This is a genomic window from Allobosea sp. AK1 (genome assembly GCF_006714945.1).
Classification (GTDB): Bacteria; Pseudomonadota; Alphaproteobacteria; order Rhizobiales; family Beijerinckiaceae; genus Allobosea; species Allobosea robiniae.
Map to the genome: position 1 here is coordinate 1,218,475 of NZ_VFMG01000001.1, position 18,458 is coordinate 1,236,932.

20 protein-coding genes are annotated in these 18,458 nt (G+C 67.0%); 6 read left to right on the plus strand and 14 right to left on the minus strand.

Features of this window, described 5'->3' with window-relative positions:
- Positions 1 to 126: 126 nt before the first annotated feature.
- The 3 genes from FHT98_RS06235 to FHT98_RS06245 form a co-directional block, all read right to left on the minus strand.
- On the minus strand, positions 127 to 630 hold the full coding sequence (locus tag FHT98_RS06235; RefSeq protein WP_061970296.1) for a YidB family protein: 504 nt from the start codon (positions 628 to 630) through the stop codon (positions 127 to 129).
- Positions 631 to 710: 80 nt separating this feature from the next.
- A complete protein-coding gene (locus FHT98_RS06240) occupies positions 711 to 971 on the minus strand; it encodes a GlsB/YeaQ/YmgE family stress response membrane protein (protein ID WP_061969893.1) in 261 nt (86 codons plus the stop codon).
- A gap of 236 nt (positions 972 to 1,207) precedes the next feature.
- Positions 1,208 to 1,396, minus strand: coding sequence for a YdcH family protein (locus tag FHT98_RS06245; RefSeq protein ID WP_061970298.1), 189 nt, complete (start codon positions 1,394 to 1,396; stop codon positions 1,208 to 1,210).
- Between the two features lie 230 nt (positions 1,397 to 1,626).
- Between FHT98_RS06245 and FHT98_RS06250 the strand changes: the two genes are divergently transcribed.
- From FHT98_RS06250 to FHT98_RS06270, 5 genes are all read left to right on the plus strand, one after another.
- Positions 1,627 to 1,845 carry a YdcH family protein gene (locus FHT98_RS06250; RefSeq protein WP_047580734.1) on the plus strand — a complete coding sequence of 73 codons (219 nt, stop codon included), beginning with the start codon at positions 1,627 to 1,629 and terminating at the stop codon, positions 1,843 to 1,845.
- A 99-nt stretch (positions 1,846 to 1,944) separates the two neighbouring features.
- Complete coding sequence (purE, locus tag FHT98_RS06255) at positions 1,945 to 2,445, plus strand: 5-(carboxyamino)imidazole ribonucleotide mutase (RefSeq protein ID WP_061969895.1); 501 nt, start codon at positions 1,945 to 1,947, stop codon at positions 2,443 to 2,445.
- Complete coding sequence (locus FHT98_RS06260; RefSeq protein ID WP_113584927.1) at positions 2,442 to 3,548, plus strand: 5-(carboxyamino)imidazole ribonucleotide synthase; 1,107 nt, start codon at positions 2,442 to 2,444, stop codon at positions 3,546 to 3,548. The genes purE and FHT98_RS06260 overlap by 4 nt, the downstream gene beginning before the upstream one ends.
- A gap of 171 nt (positions 3,549 to 3,719) precedes the next feature.
- Entirely contained in the window at positions 3,720 to 3,953 is a 234-nt protein-coding gene (gene rpsU, locus FHT98_RS06265) for a 30S ribosomal protein S21 (protein ID WP_061969899.1), read from the plus strand.
- A gap of 343 nt (positions 3,954 to 4,296) precedes the next feature.
- Entirely contained in the window at positions 4,297 to 5,148 is an 852-nt protein-coding gene (locus tag FHT98_RS06270) for a tetratricopeptide repeat protein (RefSeq protein ID WP_185745081.1), read from the plus strand.
- 20 nt (positions 5,149 to 5,168) lie between these two features.
- Here the strand turns inward: FHT98_RS06270 and FHT98_RS06275 are convergent, their stop codons facing one another.
- From FHT98_RS06275 to FHT98_RS06310, 8 genes are all read right to left on the minus strand, one after another.
- On the minus strand, positions 5,169 to 6,041 hold the full coding sequence (locus FHT98_RS06275) for an alpha/beta hydrolase (protein ID WP_142115692.1): 873 nt from the start codon (positions 6,039 to 6,041) through the stop codon (positions 5,169 to 5,171).
- A gap of 79 nt (positions 6,042 to 6,120) precedes the next feature.
- Positions 6,121 to 7,527 (minus strand): NAD(P)(+) transhydrogenase (Re/Si-specific) subunit beta, encoded by a 1,407-nt coding sequence (locus FHT98_RS06280; RefSeq protein WP_061969901.1) that lies wholly within the window; start codon positions 7,525 to 7,527, stop codon positions 6,121 to 6,123.
- Between the two features lie 5 nt (positions 7,528 to 7,532).
- Positions 7,533 to 7,967 (minus strand): NAD(P) transhydrogenase subunit alpha part 2, encoded by a 435-nt coding sequence (locus FHT98_RS06285; protein WP_061969903.1) that lies wholly within the window; start codon positions 7,965 to 7,967, stop codon positions 7,533 to 7,535.
- A gap of 17 nt (positions 7,968 to 7,984) precedes the next feature.
- The gene (locus FHT98_RS06290) at positions 7,985 to 9,124 is read right to left on the minus strand and encodes a Re/Si-specific NAD(P)(+) transhydrogenase subunit alpha (RefSeq protein ID WP_142113142.1); all 1,140 of its coding nucleotides are present in this window, start codon (positions 9,122 to 9,124) and stop codon (positions 7,985 to 7,987) included.
- 37 nt (positions 9,125 to 9,161) lie between these two features.
- A complete protein-coding gene (locus FHT98_RS06295; protein WP_142113144.1) occupies positions 9,162 to 9,446 on the minus strand; it encodes an aa3-type cytochrome c oxidase subunit IV in 285 nt (94 codons plus the stop codon).
- 299 nt (positions 9,447 to 9,745) lie between these two features.
- A complete protein-coding gene (locus FHT98_RS06300) occupies positions 9,746 to 11,113 on the minus strand; it encodes an ABC1 kinase family protein (RefSeq protein ID WP_142113146.1) in 1,368 nt (455 codons plus the stop codon).
- Between the two features lie 75 nt (positions 11,114 to 11,188).
- Complete coding sequence (gene pepT / locus FHT98_RS06305; protein WP_142113147.1) at positions 11,189 to 12,418, minus strand: peptidase T; 1,230 nt, start codon at positions 12,416 to 12,418, stop codon at positions 11,189 to 11,191.
- Positions 12,415 to 13,311: a beta-keto acid cleavage family enzyme gene (locus FHT98_RS06310; RefSeq protein ID WP_248309156.1), complete on the minus strand. Its 897-nt coding sequence runs from the start codon at positions 13,309 to 13,311 to the stop codon at positions 12,415 to 12,417. The genes pepT and FHT98_RS06310 overlap by 4 nt, the downstream gene beginning before the upstream one ends.
- Before the next feature lie 120 nt (positions 13,312 to 13,431).
- On the opposite strand from FHT98_RS06310, the gene FHT98_RS06315 reads away from it, so the two are divergent.
- A complete protein-coding gene (locus tag FHT98_RS06315; RefSeq protein ID WP_142113151.1) occupies positions 13,432 to 15,057 on the plus strand; it encodes an acyl-CoA synthetase in 1,626 nt (541 codons plus the stop codon).
- A gap of 9 nt (positions 15,058 to 15,066) precedes the next feature.
- On the opposite strand, the gene FHT98_RS06320 is transcribed toward FHT98_RS06315, so the two are convergent.
- From FHT98_RS06320 to FHT98_RS06330, 3 genes are read right to left on the minus strand one after another with little or no spacing between them, the layout of a single operon-like run.
- Entirely contained in the window at positions 15,067 to 15,918 is an 852-nt protein-coding gene (locus FHT98_RS06320; RefSeq protein WP_142113153.1) for a PCC domain-containing protein, read from the minus strand.
- A complete protein-coding gene (locus FHT98_RS06325) occupies positions 15,915 to 17,549 on the minus strand; it encodes an acyl-CoA synthetase (RefSeq protein ID WP_142113155.1) in 1,635 nt (544 codons plus the stop codon). Before FHT98_RS06325 ends, FHT98_RS06320 begins: the two co-directional genes overlap by 4 nt.
- The gene (locus tag FHT98_RS06330) at positions 17,546 to 18,433 is read right to left on the minus strand and encodes an IclR family transcriptional regulator (protein WP_142113157.1); all 888 of its coding nucleotides are present in this window, start codon (positions 18,431 to 18,433) and stop codon (positions 17,546 to 17,548) included. The genes FHT98_RS06325 and FHT98_RS06330 overlap by 4 nt, the downstream gene beginning before the upstream one ends.
- Positions 18,434 to 18,458 lie beyond the last annotated feature (25 nt).

Here is an 18,458-nt window from a genome sequence, read left to right on the forward strand (position 1 = left end):
CGTCCGGCAGCCGTCATGCTCGCCCTTGTGACGAGCATCCACGTCTTGAACACGTCCCTCGGCGAGCGAAGACGTGGATGGTCGGGACAAGCCCGACCATGACGTGGAGCGTAGCGAGCCGCGCTCTCAGGCCCCGGCGCGATCGAGCCTTCCATTCGGCGTGAAGCGGTCGACGGCTTCCGGCAGGACCTGGGACAGCCGGTCGAGCAATTCGTCGCGCGACAGGCCCGTCCGGGTCGCGATCGCATCGATCACCTGCGGGCCAAGCGCCTGTTCGAGATCATTGGGCGCGACCTGCTGGTTGGGTCCGTGCTGCACCCAGGAATCGACCTTCTCGCTCTGTCCCGCCTGCTTGAAGCGGTCGGCGAGCTCGCCGAGCCCGCCATTCAGCATGCCGCCGACACCGCCGGCCCCGAGCAATCCGCCGAGGCCACCGAGAAGCCCGCCATCGCCTTGCGGCGCGGCCCCTGCCTGGCCCGGCTGCGGCACCGGCGCCTCGCCCGGTTCAGGCTGGCCGCGCCCGCCCAGCCATTCCGAGATCTTGTCGCGGTTCTGGTAGCCGGCGACGGCGAGGAGGCCCAGAAGGGCGGTCAGGGACGGAAATCCGCTGCTGCTGTTGTCGTCACTCACGGCAATCACTCCATGTGGGAGAAAATATCGGCTTGAAGTCGCATGGCGACAGCGGGAAGCCGATGCGGGAACGGTCGGGTTCAGACAGCGCGATTGCGGCTGCTGATCATCCCCCAGACGGCCAGGACGATGACGGCACCGACGACGGCGCCGATCAGCCCGGCCCCTTCGCCCGGCGCGTACCAGCCGAGCGACTGGCCGAGCCAGGTCGCGACGAAGGCCCCGACGATGCCGAGGATCGTCGTCAGGATGAAGCCGGCAGGCTCGTTCGAGCCCGGCATGACGAACTTGGCGACGACGCCGGCAATGAAACCGATGATGATGGTCCAGATGATGCCCATGACAGTCTCCCCCGCGCGAGGCGCGCCCGGCCTCAACTGGCCATCGCGCAAGATGTTCCCGCCAGCTTGCATCACCCCGAAACGGGCGATGCGGTTTTCGGAACATGCCGAAGCAGCTTCAAAGTCCATTGTGTCATTCCGTTGACGGCTCTTGCAGCCGCCTACGAAAAACCGGCCCTTTCGGGCCGGTCCATCCGCATCTGTGTAGCACTCAAAGGGCCTGGCGGCCCGCAGGCTCAGTGCAAGGTTCGCTCCGGCATGGTCATCCGTACGCGTTCGATCTCATCCTTCAGTTGCAATTTCTTCCGCTTCAGCTCTGCGAGGCTGAGGTCACTCGAAGACGGGCTCGCCACAGCCTGGGAGATGGCGTCCTCGAGTTGACGGTGCTTGCGCTCGAGTTCCGCAAGACGGGTCTGCAACGACATCTGGATCCTCCTGATGAGCGGTTGACTTAACCAATCTGGCATAGAGCCGGCTTCACGTCTTCCCCGCGCCGTCACACGGCATTCATGAGATTCTGTGATCGTGACCGGTCCGTTTCCGGAAAGCCGTGAATAGATGGCTTCCCTATGCCTTCAGCCGCCTTGCCCGCACTTGCAGGACTCCGGGCGGCACGCGCATAGTCGCCCCCGATCAAGGCGATGATGAGATGCCCATGGGATTCGAGCTCAGCCCGGAAGAGGTCGAGACCTTCACCTCCGAACTCGCGCGGCTGCGCGAGGAGCACCGCGATCTCGACAGCGCCATCGATGCGCTGGAGCGCGTCGGCTCGATCAATCAGGTCCAGGTCCAGCGCCTGAAGAAGCGCAAGCTCTACCTCAAGGACCGCATTTCCCAGATCGAGGACGCACTGACGCCCGACATCATTGCCTGAAGCCGCCCTTTCCGGCTGCCTTACGCCGATTCGCCCTTGCTTACCCCGCGTCGACCGGTCTAGATCGCGCGCTTCCGGAGCCGAGCCCGAGCGCATTCCATGGCAGCCAGCAGCCCACCCGTCGCCATCATCATGGGCAGCCAGTCCGACTGGGCGACGATGCGTCACGCAGCCGAGGCTCTCGACACGCTCGCCATCCCTTATGACGCCCGCATCGTCTCGGCTCATCGCACGCCGGAGCGGCTCTTCGACTTCGCCAAGGGCGCGAAGGCCGAGGGCTTCAAGGTGGTCATCGCCGGTGCCGGCGGCGCCGCGCATCTGCCGGGCATGACGGCATCGCTGACGCCGCTGCCGGTTTTCGGCGTGCCCGTCGAATCCAAGGCCCTGTCGGGCCAGGACAGCCTGCTCTCGATCGTCCAGATGCCGGCCGGCATCCCGGTCGGCACGCTTGCCATCGGCCGCGCCGGCGCCGTCAACGCCGCCCTCCTTGCCGCAGCCGTGCTCGCCCTGTCCGATCAGGCGCTCGCCGAACGCCTCGATGCCTATCGCGCCCGCCAGAGCGCCGGCATCGCCGAGCGCCCCAACCGGGACGACGCATGAATCCTCCCGTTCCCACCGGCCTCGCTCCCGGCGCCATGCTCGGCATCCTCGGCGGCGGCCAACTCGCCCGGATGATGGCGCTCGCCGCCGCCGATCTCGGAATCCGCTGCCATGTCTTCGCGCCCGAGGCCGACAGCCCGGCCTTTGACGTGGCGGCGCGCCATACCGTCGCGGATTATGAGGACCAGGAGGCGCTCGCCCGCTTCGCTGACGCCGTCGATGTCGTCACCTACGAGTTCGAGAACGTCCCGGCCGCGACCGCTGCCTTCCTCGCCGCGCGCGTGCCGCTCCATCCCGGCGCGCGGGCGCTTGCGGTGACCCAGGACCGGCTCAGCGAGAAGCGCTTCGTCTCCGAACTCGGCCTGGCCGTCGCGCCGTTCCGGGCCGTCGATTCGCTCGCCGATCTCGAAACGGCCGCCGCCGAGCTCGGCCGCCCCTCGGTGCTGAAGACCCGCCGCTTCGGTTATGACGGCAAGGGCCAGGTCAAGATCGCGCCGGGCAGCGACCTCGCCCAGGCTCATGAGGCGATCGGGCGCTTTCCCGCGATCCTCGAAGGCTTCGTCTCCTTCGTGCGCGAGGTCTCGGTCGTCGCCGCGCGCGGGCTCGACGGCTCCTTCGCCGCCTTCGACGTCTGCGAGAACGAGCATCGCGACCATATCCTCGCCTATACCCGCATCCCCGCGAATCTCTCGGAAGGCGCATCGCTCCAGGCGATAGACGCCGCCCGCCGCATCGGCGAGGCGCTCGGCTATGTCGGCGTCTTTGCCGTGGAACTGTTCGTACTCGAGGCCGAGGGCGACCTCGCCGAGCGCGTCGTCGTCAACGAGATCGCCCCGCGCGTCCATAATTCCGGACATTGGACCAGCGAGGGCGCCGAGACCTCGCAGTTCCACCAGCATGTCCGCGCCGTCTGCGGTTTCCCGCTCGGCTCGACCGCCCGGCGCGGCCGCGTCGAGATGGAAAATCTGATCGGTGCGAGCGCGCTGCGCTGGCGCGAACTGCTGGCCGAACCCGGCGCGCATCTGCATCTCTACGGCAAGCGCGACGCCCGTCCGGGCCGCAAGATGGGCCATGTCACCCGGGTCACGGACGAGCGCGCCTGAGCGCCCGGTTCCAGGCCGATCCCCGAACTGCATCCGACCCCGCATTTTCAAGGGATTGCGGCGTGGACAGCCGAAATGAATTCTGCTATCGGCACCCATCTTCGCGCGGTGGGCTCTGGCTTATCGCCGGCCTCCATTCTTGGATCAACCCGTTAAGGACGGACGTTTCACGTGCAGGTTCTCGTTCGCGACAACAATGTCGATCAGGCGCTCCGCGCCCTCAAGAAGAAGATGCAGCGCGAGGGCATCTTCCGTGAGATGAAGCTTCGTGGCCACTACGAGAAGCCTTCCGAGAAGCGCGCTCGCGAAGAGGCCGAGGCCGTGCGCCGCGCCCGCAAGCTCCAGCGCAAGAAGCTCCAGCGCGAAGGCCTCCTGCCTGCGCCGGTGAAGCCCAAGCGCCCCTGAGACCCTCTGGCTGCCCTATTTGGGGCTGCCATGACAGGGCCGATAGTGATTTGCGCCTGGAGCTCGCTCCGGGCGCGTTGTCATTTGAGCGACGTTAACCAAGTTTTGGCGGATTTCGGGCGTCTTCTCCGAGAGAGCGCTGCCGGTCTGGGAGCGCGACCACGCCGCGACGGCCTGCATCGGACCGAAAAGTGAAATCCGCTTTTCGAAGAAATCCGGTGCTGGAACAATAAGCCGGTTCGTCACTTTGCGCCCAGCAGGACGCATGGCGATCCGGAAGCCGGGCATCCTCCGGAACGAGGGCATCGCGGCAAGCGAAGCACGAAAACCGATGAGGCAGAGCATGATCCGAGGCAATTACTGGTTGGCCGCAGCCGGCATGGCGCTGGCCCTGGCGGGTTGCGACACCGTCTCCAATCTCGGCTCACAGCCCGCCGTCGCCGAACTCGACACCCGCGACACGGCCGACGCCAGCGTCAATATCGGCTCGCTGAGCGAGGTCATCTCGCGCAATCCGAACGACCCCGGCGCCTATAACACCCGCGGCGCGGCCTATGCCCGCGTCGGCCGCTTCTCGGATGCGATCTCGGACTTCACCAAGGCGGTGCAGATCGATCCGACCCTCGCTTCCGCCTATACGAATCGCGGCCTCGCGCTGCGCCAGAGCGGCCGCGCCGATTCGGCGCTCGCCGATTTCAACCGCGCCACCACCGCCAATGCGAATTATGCGCCGGCCTATATCGCCCGCGCCAATCTGCTGCGCGCGCAGGGCAACAGCCAGCAGGCGCTCGCCGATCTCAACACCGCGATCCGGCTCAATCCCGAATCGGCGGAAGCTTTCCATGCCCGCGGCCTCGTCTACCAGAAGGAAGGCCAGCATCAGAATGCCGTCACCGATTTCGACTCGGTGATCGACCGCAATCCCTACACCGCCCCGCCCTATATCGCGCGCGGCGAGAGCCTGAACGCGCTTGGCAAGTACGATTCCGCGCAGGAGGACTTCACGGCCGCCCTCAACGTCGACAACCGCAATGCCAATGCCTGGGCCGGCCGCGGTTTCGCCTTCGAGAAGCTCGGCAAGAAGGCCGAAGCCTCCGAAGCCTATCAGCGCGCGCTGTCCATCGACGGCAACAATGCCCAGGCCCGCGCCGGCTCCTCGCGCCTCGGCGGCGGCGGCGGTTTCTTCCGGAGCTGACGGAGCATCGGGCGCGCGCCTCAGGGGCGCGGGCCGGCTCCCTCCCCGATCATGCGGCTTTCCGCCCCGCCGATGCTGCCTGATACGGCATCGGCCAGGAAACGCCTGATCTCGCCGATCGATCCGTAGCGCGGCAGATCCGCGTGCCGCCCCGTGGTAAAGCCCAGGAAGCGCTTGGGTGCGTTCGCGAGCGCGTAGAGCTGCTGTCCCTGCGCGAAGGGAATCACCTGATCGCGCTCGCCATGCAGCACGAGCAGCGGCGCCCGGACCCGGGCGATGATCTCATCCGAGCGGAACTGGTCCTTCATCACCAGGCTGAGCGGCAGATAGGGATAGAGACCCTGCGCCACAGCCAGCGTCGAGCGATAGGGCGCCTCCAGCACCACCGCCTGGAGCGGCACCTCTGCCGCGAGCTTCAGCACCACGCCGGTGCCCAGCGACTCGCCGTACCCGGCTAGCCTGCCGGCGCCGAACCGCGCCGCGGCAGCGCCATAGGCCGCCCGCGCGTCCTGCAGCAGCCCCTCTTCGCTCGGAGTGCCGGAGGAGCCGCCATAGCCGCGATAGCTGATGGCGAACAGGCCCGTGCCGTCCTCCGTGAGCCCCCGGAAGCGCTCCACGCGCCCGGGCCTGCCGAGATTGCCGGCATTGCCGTGGAAATAGAGCAGGACCGGCTTGCCCGCACGCGGCGGCACGACCCAGGCGACCAGCCGCTCGCCATCGGCCGTGGCCACGCTGACCTCCTCGGCGGCGGCGAGCCCGGCCGCAGTGATGTCCGCCCTCGCCGGATCGCGCGGATACATCATCTCGCGCTGGCGCAGATAGAGCATGCCCAGCCCGGCGAAGTAGCCCGCCAGCCCCAGCAACAGCAGCAGTTTCAGCAGACGCCGGATCATCACGCGATGCAGGTTCCGGAAACGAAAGGGCCGGCGATCAAGCCGGCCCTTTGCAGCAATCCGATGACGGCTCGGCGCGTCAGTGCGCCATCGCCTTAACGATCGCGTCGGTGACCTTCTTGGCGTCGCCGAACAGCATCATGGTGTTGGGGCGGAAGAACAGTTCGTTCTCGACGCCGGCATAGCCCGCCGCCATGCCGCGCTTGATGAAGAGCACGGTCTTGGCCTTCTCGACGTCGAGGATCGGCATGCCATAGATCGGCGAGGACTTGTCGGTCTTGGCGGCCGGGTTGGTGACGTCGTTGGCGCCGATGACGAAGGCGACGTCGGCCTGGCCGAATTCCGAGTTGATGTCCTCGAGCTCGAAGACCTCGTCATAGGGCACGTTGGCCTCGGCCAGCAGTACGTTCATATGGCCGGGCATGCGGCCTGCGACCGGATGGATGGCGTATTTGACCTCGACGCCCTCCTTCTTGAGCAGGTCGGCCATCTCGCGCAGCGTGTGCTGCGCCTGTGCCACCGCCATGCCGTAGCCGGGCACGATGATGACCTTCCCGGCATTCTTCATGATGTAGGCGGCATCGTCGGGCGAGCCCTGCTTGACCGGCCGCGCCTCGACCGCGCCACCCGCGCCGGCCGCGGCGTCATCGCCGCCGAAGCCGCCGAGGATGACCGAGATGAAGCTCCGGTTCATCGCCTTGCACATGATGTAGGACAGGATCGCACCGGACGAGCCGACCAGCGCGCCGGTGATGATCAGCGCCATGTTGCCGAGCGTGAAGCCGATGCCCGCCGCGGCCCAGCCGGAATAGGAGTTCAGCATCGAGACGACGACCGGCATGTCGGCGCCGCCGATCGGGATGATCAGCAGTACGCCGAGCACCAGCGAGACCGCGACGATCAGCCAGAAGACGGTGTGGCTCTCGCTCTTGATGAAGATCGCCAGCAGCACCACGAGCGCGATGCCGAGCCCGATATTGATGCCATGGCGTTGCGGCAGCATGATCGGCTTGCCGCTCATCCGCCCGTCGAGCTTGAGGAAGGCGATGATCGAGCCGGTGAAGGTCACCGCGCCGATCGCGACGCCGAGCGCCATCTCGAACAGGCTCGCGCCCTTGATCGAGCCGGCATGGCCGATGCCGAAGGCCTCCGGTGCATAGAGCGCCGCCGCCGCCACCAGCACCGCGGCAAGGCCGACCAGCGAGTGGAAGAAGGCGACGAGCTGCGGCATCTGCGTCATCTGCACGCGCTTGGCCATGACCGCGCCGATACCGCCGCCGATGGCGATGCCGATGATGACGAGCAGCCAGCCCGAGAAGCCCGACGGCGGGAAGAACACCACGGTCGTGACGATGGCGATCGCCATGCCGATCATGCCGTAGCGGTTGCCCTGTCGCGAGGTCGTCGGATGCGACAGGCCGCGCAGGGCCATGATGAAGAGGACGCCGGAGACGACGTAGAGCAGGGCTGAGAGGTTCGCGGCCATGGCGATCAGCCCTTCTTCTTGTACATCGCGAGCATTCGCTCGGTGACGAGGAAGCCGCCGAAGATATTCACCGAGGCGAGGACCAGCGCGAGGAAGCCGAAGACCTTGGCCCAGATCGGCCCGTCACCGAGCGTCGGCAGGGTCTCGACGCCGACCGCCAGCAAGGCGCCCACGACGATGACGGAGGAGATCGCGTTGGTGACCGACATCAGCGGCGTGTGCAGCGCCGGCGTCACCGACCAGACGACGTAGTAGCCGACGAAGACGGCGAGCACGAAGATCGCGAGGCGGTAGACCGTCGGGTCGACGCCGCCGGTCGCGATGCTGGCCGCGGCCGCGGCCTGATCGGCGTAGCGCTCGGCAAGCTCGGCCGCCTGTTTGGCGAGAGCGGCCGCGTTGCGGGCCTGTTCGAGAGCCTGTTCGGTGGAGGGAGTTGCCATGGTCGGAATTCCTTCGCTCAGGCCTTGGCTGAGAAATTCGGGTGGATGACGGCACCGTCCTTCGTCAGGGCGGTCGCCTTGACCAGCTCGTCGTCCCAGTTCACCGCGAGCTTCTTCTCGGCCTTGTCGATCAGCGTCTCGACGAAGGCGAAGAGGTTCTTGGCGTAGAGCGAGGAGGAGGTTGCGGGCAGGCGGCCGGGCACGTTGAGATGGCCCACGATCTTGACGCCGTTCCCGGTGGTCACGACCTCGCCGGGGTTGGCCAGCTCGCAATTGCCGCCGCGCTCGACCGCGAGATCGACGATCACGGAGCCGGGCTTCATGCTCTCGACCATCGCCGCCGAGATCAGCTTCGGCGCAGGCCGCCCCGGGATCAGCGCGGTGGTGATGACGATGTCCTGCTTGGCGATGTGGCTCGCGGTCAGCTCCGCCTGCTTCGCCTGGTATTCCTTGGACATTTCCTTGGCGTAGCCGCCGGCGGTCTGCGCCTGCTTGAATTCCTCGTCCTCGACGGCGAGGAACTTGGCGCCGAGCGATTCGACCTGTTCCTTGGTGGCGGGGCGCACGTCGGTCGCGGTGACGATGGCGCCGAGGCGCCGCGCGGTCGCGATCGCCTGCAGGCCGGCGACGCCGACGCCCATCACGAAGATCTTCGCTGCCGGCACGGTGCCCGCCGCCGTCATCATCATCGGCAGCGCCCGGCCGTATTCGGCAGCGCCGTCGATCACGGCGCGATAGCCCGCGAGATTGGCCTGCGAGGACAGCACGTCCATCACCTGGGCCCGGGTGATGCGCGGCATGAACTCCATGGCGAAGGCGGCGACATTGGCCTTGGCCAGCGCCGCGACCTGCGCCTCGTTGCCATAGGGGTCCATCGTCGCGACGACGAGCGCACCAGCCGGCAGGCCGGCGATCTCGCTCTCCGACGGGCGCCGCACCTTCAGCACGATAGCCGCGCCGGCCAGCGCTTCCGCCGACGTTTTCGCGATCGTCGCCCCTGCTGCCTCATAATCCGCATCGAGGATGCCGGAGGCTTTGCCCGCCCCGGTCTCGACCACGACCTCGGCACCGAGGCCCTTGAACTTGCGGACGGTCTCCGGCGTCGCTGCGACGCGGGTTTCCGCCCCTTGCGTTTCGGCTGGGACAGCAATGCGCATGGCGGGAAAAGGCCTTTCCGGCGTTATGGGGAGACGGTCAGAGCAGGAGCAGCGCGAGCAGCATCAGCACGAGCGAGACGAGAGGCGCGCGCCAGGAGATCGACGGGGCGGCGATGCCGACACCCGTGCCGATGACGGCAAGAAGCGTGCCGATCAGCGCCGTGCCCCAGGCATGCTTGGTGCCGCCGACGGCGAGCGCCGCGACGATGGCGAGCGAGGCGACGGTCGCAACCTCGGCGAAATGCACGAAGCCGGTATAAGTCCGCTCATGCTCGGGATAGTCCATCGCGGGGGCGTCGGCGTGATGGGCGTGGTCGGCCATGGTCTCGATCCTGAAAAAGACACAGTCTCTCTAAGCCTGTAGCGCACCCGCGACGCACGGGCAACGCGGCAGCTTGCTGCAACGGTGGAGCATGCCGTCGCAACCTCGCACAACCATTCTCTAGCGGACGGTGTGGGCCAATTCAATCGATTTAAATAGAGAGTTATTCTCGTTATCGGCCGATTTTGAGAACGATTACGTCACTCGGCAGCGGCCGGGAGCATGGTATCGCCGCCCGTCGGGTCGGACCGACGGTATCGGCAGCCCTGTTTCACGGAGGCGGAGGGCGACTGAGCGCCTTATGCCGCCGGCTTCAACCCCGCAGCCGTCAATGCCGCACCCTGCTGCGCCGCGACGCGCTCGACGGAAAATCCCTCGATCTCCGCTTCGAACAAGCGGTGGAAATTCAGCTCGGCGTCGAGATGCAGGAAGACACCGCCGAGCCCGATCGCGGCGCGGTCCATGAACACGAACTCGCGCGGGACCGTCACGGGTCCGCGCGCCTTCAGGGCCTGATGCATCTGGAAAGCCTGCTTGCGCCCGTATTCGGCCGGGCTGACATCCTCGGCGATGCGCCTGACCCGGTCCTCCAGCAGCGGCCCATAGATGAAGCGCGCCCAGATGTTCAGGGTGTCGACGAGATCTTTCGTCAGTCCCTTGAAGCCCCAGGTCTCATAGGCGTGGACGACGCGGGCCTCTTCGCCATCGCGCAGGCCCTTGTAGAGATCGACGACGCCGCCGACGAAGCTCGGCGGGAAGATGCGGATGCAGCCATAGTCGAGCAGGTTGATGCCCTGTGGCTCCCCGCTCTCCGAGAACACCGTGTAGTTCCCGAGATGCGGATCGCCATGGATGACGCCGTGATGGCTGAACGGACGCCACCACGCCTTGAACATCGCCGTCGAGATCCGGTCCCGCACCGCCTGCCCGTCTTGCTTGTGCGAGAGAATCGGGCTGCCCTCGAGCCAGTGCATGGTGAGAAGCCGCCCGGTCGAGAGCCCGGCCTCGACAGCCGGCACGCGAATTTCCGGCGTATCCGACAGGATCGCCTGATAGAGCGCGGCATGCTTGGCCTCGCGCCGGTAGTCGAGCTCCTCGCGGACACGGGCGCCGATCTCTTTGGCGATCTCGGTGGTATCGATCACCGCGCCCATGCGCCGGTGCAGCGAGAACAGCACCTCGAGTTGCGCGATATCGGCCTCCACCGCCGATTCCATGTCGGGATACTGCAGCTTGCAGGCGAGCGCCGCGCCCTCCAGCGTCGTCGCGCGATGCACCTGCCCCAATGAGGCCGCAGCCGCCGGCTTCAGGTCGAATTCGCCGAAGCGCTCGCACCAGCTGGCACCGAGCTCGGCCATCATCCGGCGCTTGACGAAGGCCGCGCCCATCGGCGGCGCCTGCGATTGCAGCTTCTGCAATTCGGCGGCGTATTCTGGCGGCACGACATCGGGAATGGTGGCGACGAGCTGCGCCACCTTCATGATCGGGCCCTTCAGCCCGCCCAGTGCCTTGGCCAGCGCCTCGGCATTGGAGGCATCGCGCCCTTCGACGCCGAAGAGCCGGGCGCCGGCCATCCGGGCGGCCACCCCGCCGACATTGGCGCCGACGCGGGCATAGCGCGCCGCGCGAGCGGAGAATCGGTTGGCTTCGGCGTCGCGTTCGGACATGCGGATCGTGCTTTCGCTGTTCCTGCCCACCTCATGTAGGCACCGGCGAGCCGCACGCCAATGCGACAAGCCGTGCTAGGCCCCCTGCCCTGCCAGCAGGCAGATGCGCCGCGCCACTTCATAGGAGGTCTCGAAGGCCGGCAGCGGCAGGAATTCGAAGCGCGAGTGGAAATTATGCGCCCCGGTGAAGAAATTCGGCGTCGGCAGCCCGCGCGCCGAGAGCGCCGCCCCGTCCGTGCCGCCCCGCATCGGGATCCGCTTCGGCGCGATCTGCAATTCGGTCAGCGCCGCCATCAAGAGATCGACCGAGCGCCGGTCTTCGCCCAGGCTGTCGGCGATATTGCCGTAGACATCGCTCACCTCCGAGGTGACCCGTCCGGTCGGATAGCGCTTTGCAATCTCCGCCGCGACCTCGCCGATCCGCCGCTTGCGAGCTTCGAAGGACGCCTTGTCGAAGTCGCGGATATTGGCGCGAAGCACCGCCTCGGCCGCATTGGCGACGAGTTCGACGAACCAGGTATAGCCTTCGCGGCCGGCCGTGTTCTCCGGCGTTTGCGCACGGTCGAAAGCGGCCATGTAATCCTGCGCCATCAGGATCGGGTTCACCAGCACGCCCTTCGCCGACATCGGATGGGCGGTGACGCCGGTGAAGACGATCTCGGCCATGGCGGCGTTGAAGTTCTCCCAGACGACCTCGCCGACCTCGCAACTGTCGATCGTGTAGGCGAAATCGCAGGCGAACCGGGCGAGATCGAGCGCCTTGGCGCCGCGCAGGCCGATCTCCTCGTCCGGCACGAAGGCGACGAGGATGTCGCCATGCTCGTCCTCGGGGCGCAGTTCCGCCAGCAGCGTCATCACGATCGCGACCGCCGCCTTGTTGTCCGCGCCGAGCACGCTGGTGCCGTCGCTGAAGACGATCTCGTTGCCCTTATAGGGTTTGATCTCAGGGTGCTCTGCGACGCGCAGCCAGATGTCCTTCTCCGCATTGAGGCAGAGGTCCTCGCCCGCGAAGCGCAGCACCTGCGCCTTGATCACCGGCGACAGGCCGACATCGACGGTATCGACATGCGCGATGAAGCCGATGCGCGGCGCGCCGGGCTTCGTGCCGCGCTTCAGCGCCGTCACGGTAGCATGGTCGTCGATGACGACATTCTCCAGCCCGAGCCCGCGCAGCTCCTCGGCCAGCAGTTCCGCCAGAACCTGCTGGCCCGGCGTGCTCGGCAGGCTGGTCGCCTTCATGTCGCTCTGGCTCTCGATCGCGACATAGCGCAGGAACCGTTCGAGCAGTTTGTCGCGCAAGCTCACCGTGCTTCTCCCTTCGCCTGTCGCGCCAACCAGCCCCGCACCTCGGCCGCGCTTGCCGGCTTGCCACCAGCGGCCTCGACCAGGCGGACGGTGTCCGCGATCAATTCGCGATTCGTCTTCTCGCAGCCGAAGGGCGCATCCTCCAGTCCGCCACGGACATGGACGCCCCGCGCCACGGCCGGGCCGATGAGGTCTCTGAGATCGACGCCGAGCCCGGCGATCATCACCGGCGCCTCGGGCGCATCCTCGGCGAGCAGCCTGAGATGCGCCTCCAACGCCCATTCGCGCGGCGGAAAGCCCCAGGCGAAGGCATCCGAGAACATCAGCCGGTAGATCGGCATGGGCATGCCCGGATAGGCCTTGGCGAGCGCCGAGCCGAGCCGCGTGAAGCCGGGCTCATAGATCGCATAGCTCGGATGGACCTTATGGCGCTGTGCTACCTCCATCCCCTCGCGGATGTGCTCGCCGGGATTCTGGTAGATGAAACCGGCCTCGCCCTCCGGGATGCCGGCAAAGGTCGTCCAGTTGCACGAGCCGGGATCGAGCACGCCCCATTCGGCGAGGCCGCGCTTCGCCAGCTCCTCGAGATGGGTGTAGCGGCCGGAGCCGATCATGTCGCCGGCATAGCCCGAGCCGAGGATCGGGATGGTCGGATAGACGATCGCGTCGACCCTGGCGCGGATACCCTCGATCGCCTGCGCATAAAGCTGCCAGTCGTCGCGCTGCCGGCCGGTCACCATGTCGTAGACATGCAGATGCACGATCGCAGCGCCAGCCTCGACGGCGGCGATGCCGTCCGCGACGATATCGGGGATGCTGATTGGAATGCCGGGCTGGCGCTCCTTGCCCCAGGGGCCGTTGATCGCGGCCTCGACCCAGATCGGTTTGGTCACGGGCATGTCCTCGCTTCTCCGCAATTTTGCGCAAACCGTAAGCTGCTCCGCTCGGGCTTGTCAGCCCACAGGTCGGCTGGGCAGGATCGGCGCAAACGCATGCGAAGATCGGAGCCCACCATGCTCGAACGCCGCGCGACCTATCGCGACACGCTGGACGCCTTCGCCTGGCGCATCCCGGAGCGCTTCAATATCGGCACCGCCTGCTCGGACGCCCATGCCGACGGCAGCGGCAAGCCGGCGCTGATCTTCGAGGAGGACGGGGGCAAGGTCGCGACGCTCTCCTTCGATGAGCTATCGCGCGCCTCGAACCGCTTCGCGAATCTGCTCGGCGCACACGGCATCGGCCCGGGCGAGCGCGTCGGCATCCTGCTGCCGCAATCGCCGCAGACCGCGATCGCCCATCTCGGCGCCTACAAGCTCGGCGCCATCGCCCTGCCGCTCTTCATCCTGTTCGGACCCGAGGCTCTGGAGCATCGGCTTGGCCATAGCGGCGCCAGCGTGCTCGTCACCGACGCCGAGAATATCGGCAAGGTCGAGGCGATCCGCGACGCGCTGCCGAACCTGCGCAAGATCTTCGTCGTCGGCGGCGCCGGTCATCTCGATTTCGAGGCGGAGATGGCGAAGGCCTCCGACCGCTTCACCGCGGCAGACACCCGCGCCGACGACCCCGCCGTGATCATCTACACCTCCGGCACGACCGGAAAACCGAAGGGCGCGCTGCATGCCCATCGCGTCCTGCTCGGCCACCTGCCAGGCGTTCAGATGCCGCAGGAATTCTTCCCGCAGGCGCAGGATCTGTTCTGGACCCCGGCCGACTGGGCCTGGATCGGCGGCCTGCTCGATGTGCTCCTGCCCAGCCTTTATTGCGGCGTGCCGGTGCTCGCCTCCCGCGCCCGCAAATTCGATCCCGAAGCCGCCTTCGCGCTGATGGCACGGCACAAAGTGCGGAATGCCTTCCTGCCGCCGACCGCGCTCAAGCTGATGCGGCAGGTCGGCAATCCCCAACGCTTCGGCTACGCGATGCGCTCGATCGGTACCGGCGGCGAGACGCTCGGCGCCGACATGCTCGACTGGAGCCGCGAGACCTTCGGCTTCCCGGTCAATGAGTTCTACGGCCAGACCGAAGCCAACCTGCTCGTCGCCAATTGCGCGAGTCTTTATCCGGTTAAACCGGGCTCCATGGGCCGCGCCGTACCCGGCCACCGTGTCGCGGTTATCTCGCCCGAGGGCCGCGAATTGCCTGATGGCGAGCAGGGGCTGATTGCGGTAGCACGGCCCGATCCGGTGATGATGCTGGAATACTGGAACCAGCCCGAAGCCACCGCGGCGAAGTTCATCGGCGACTGGCTCGTCACCGGCGACAGCGGCGCGCGCGACGAGGAAGGCTATTTCTGGTTCCAGGGCCGCGACGACGACATCATCTCCTCCGGCTCCTACCGCATGGGGCCCGGCGATATCGAGGATTGCATCATCCGCCACCCCGCCGTGCTGATGGTCGCGGTCGTCGGTGTGCCCGATCCGGTTCGCACCGAGATCGTCAAGGCCTTCGTGCTGCCGAAGCCGGGCGTGATGCCGACGGCGGAGCTGGCGAAGGAAATCCAGGCCTTCGTGCGCGACCGGCTGGCTGCCTATCAGTATCCGCGCGAGGTTGAGTTCGTGACGGAGCTGCCATTGACCGCGACCGGCAAGATCATGCGCAAGGATCTGCGCAACCGGGAGATCGCGAAACAGCGGGGCGGCTGACGCTTTGTGTCAGCGGGCCTCCAGCACCAACTCAAAGGTCATCAGCACCGGGTTGTCACCGCGGACCAGCCGGCCGCTCGCCAGCGCGCCGCTATAGTCGACCAAGGCGACATCGATCGTCGCTTCGAAGCCGCCGGCACCGCGGGCGATCCGCCCCTCCGTGATCGCAACCTCCGTCGCGAAATTCTCGACCACACCACCATCGACAAACCGCGCCCCGATGGTCGAGCCGACACCGCCATGGATGACAGCCTCGCGGATGCCGCGCTCTGCGCAAAACGATTCCAATGCCCCGCAGAAATCGACATTCGGCTTCACGCGCAGCGCGAAGAACCGTCCTACCCCGGCACCACCTGATGCGGCGGACACCGGCCCGAACAGCTTGAAATGCGTCTCGCTGTCCGGCTCGGCCGTGAAAGCCGCACCATCGAGCCCGACCGCCTGCAGCGTGATCGTCTCGGCAACCGTCGTCTCATCCGGCAGGATATGGCCGCCGCTGCGCTTGCCATCACCCTCAACCCACAGCGCATGGGCGTGGAAGAAGGGCGCGCCATCGCGCTGGCCGAAGGTCATCGCGCCGACTTCGACACCAGCTCCCCCTTCCGGCCGGAAGGTGTCGCTATAGAAAGCCGCATGCTCGGGCGTCTTCGACAGCGCCGGCATCACATAAGCGAAGGGCGAGAGCTTCAGCCCGTCGAGCTTCACCACGCCCGAGGCGAACCCCTCGGCTGCGAAGCCGCTCCTGACCGCCTCCAGCAACGGCACGCCGGCCGGCAGTCTCAGCGAAAAGGAGCGCCCGCCGCATTCGACCCACTGGATGCGCTCGGGCGTTCCCGTGCCGGGCTGCTGGATGCGCCTCACGATGCCTTTCCCTTCAGGAAATCGAGCTCGCCGCGCTTCTCCAGCTCGTCCTTGACGAGGCGCTTCGGCACCTTGCCATAGCCCGATTTCGGCAGGGCCTCCCAGAACAGGAAGCGCTTCGGCATCTTGTAGCGGGCGATCTTGGGTCCGAGGAAATCCGCGATCTCGCCTTCGGTCGCGTTCTGGCCCGGCCGGTTGACGCAGACCGCGATGCCGATCTCGCCCCAGACCGGATCGGGCACGCCGAGCACCGCGACCTCCGCGATCGCGGGATGGGTCAGGATCTTCTCCTCGATCTCGCGCGGATAGATGTTCGAGCCGCCGGAGATGTACATGTCCGAGGCGCGGCCGGTGATGTAGACGAAGCCCTGCGCGTCCATATGGCCGAGATCGCCGGTGCGGAACCAGCCATCGCGGAAGGATTTCGCATTGGCTTCCGGGTTGTCGTAATAGCCCGCGAAGACGGCCGGCCCGATCACGCAGATCTCGCCCTGAACGCCCGCCTCGACCTCCTTGCCGTCCTCGTCCTGGATCTGCACCTGCATGCCCGTGCGCTCGAAGCCGCAGGTGCCGATGCGGGCATTCGGGCCGTCCTCGGCCTCGTGCAGGGCCGGCGGCAGCACGGTGATGTTGCCGGTGACCTCGCCCAGTCCGAAATACTGCACGATCACCTTGCCGAGCTTCTTGAGCGCCGCCTTCTGGTCCTCGCGATACATCGGCGCGCCCGCATAGATGATGTAGCGCAGGCTCGAGCGATCATGGCTGTCGGCGGCGGGATGCTCGACCAGCATTTTCAGGATCGTCGGCACCGTGAAGATGTTGCTGATGCGATGCTTCGCGATCAGGCGGTAAGCCTCGTCGATGTCGAAGCGCTCGGTCGGCAGCAGGATCGAGGTCGCGCCGCGCGCCGAGATCATCAATTGATGCACGCCTGCGCCATGCGAGAGCGGCGCCACCACCAGCGAAGCGTCCGTCTCGGTCGAGCCCGGCACGAGATCGCAGAGATGGTTGGTGATGACGAAGCCCATCTGGCCATGGGTCAGCACTGCCGCCTTGGAGCGCCCGGTCGTGCCGGAGGTGAAGAAGAACCAGCAGGGATCGTCATGCTCGACCGCGACGTTTTCGACCTTTTCGCCGCGATGGCGCGCGATCACCGCGCCGGCCTCGTCCTCGCCGAAAGCGCCCTCGCCGATCCGCCAGGTGAACTCCGGCGCAGGCTTCGCAGCCGCAACGGCCCCCGCATGCTCCGGGAAATCGCCATGGCAGAGGAAGCCCTTCGCACCGGAAGCCGTCGCGAGATAGGCGACCTCGTCCGGCAGCAGGCGGAAATTCGTCGGCACCCAGACGGCGCCGAGCCGGAAGGTCGCGAACATCGAGACGAACATCGCGTCGCAGTTCTTGGAATGGACCAGCAGGCGGTCGCCCTTGCCGATGCCACGCGCCCGCAGGCCAGCGGCTAGCGCCGAGACCTGCGCATCGATCTCGGCCCAGTCGAGCATCTTCCCGCCCCAGATGAAGGCGGGGTGTGCCGGCAGGCGCCGGGCATTCTGCGTCGCGATATGGGCGAGGTTCATCACACGCCGCGTCATCGGCACGACGCCCCCGGTCGGGGCTGGTTTTGCAGAGCTCATCTTGCGGCTCTCCCTGTCTCGATGGAACGCGGTGCGGCGGCCACGATTGGCCGCACAGCCCGCTTGGATACGAACATCTGCTTGAGCAGCGCTTCCAGCCGCTCGGCTTCGCGCGCCAGCAATAGCGAAAGCTCCGCCTGCCGGGCCGGCACCATCCGGCTGTCGATCGCGGCGATCGACAGCGCGCCTGCGACCCGCCCGTCCGGGTAGCGGAAGGCCCGGCCGATGCCCCATGAGCTGGCGACGAGCCGGCCGGGATTGAGCGAGAAGCCGCGCACACGCGTCCCGGCGACATCGGCCCGCAAAGCCTCCGGCGCAAAGCCGGGATAGCGGGCCAGCAAGACGGCCTCGTTAGCCGCGATGACCCGGTCCACATCGTCGTCCGGCAGGGCCGCCAGCATGGCAAGCGAGCCGGCACCGACGCCGAGCGGATGCTGGTCGCCGGCCTGCAGTGCGTGCGTGCGGACCGGATAGGTCCCCTCCTCCCGATGCAGGCAGATCGCATAGTTCTCGCGCCGGACGGTGAGGAAGCTCGTATCCTGCGTCTCGGCCGAAAGCCGGCGCAGGCCCTCCATCGCGATCTCGAGCAGGCTATGGCGCCGCGCCGCCAGCACGCCGAGCACGAAGGCCTCCTCGCCCAGGCAATAACGCCGCGTCTGCGGCTCCTGCTCGACCAATCCCGCCCGCATCAGCGCCAGCAGAAGGCGCCGCGTCGTCGGCTTGTTGAGGCCGCTGCCGGAGACGATCTCGCCAAGCGGCAGCCCCTCGGCCGGCTCCCGCCCGATCAGCGAGAGCAGCCCGAGCGCGCGGTCAACGCTCTGCGAACCGGACAGCCCGGCTTCGGGCGCGGAATTTGGCGGCAAGCGCTCCTCCACACAGTCCATGATATGGACCTTGTTCTTGTTCTCC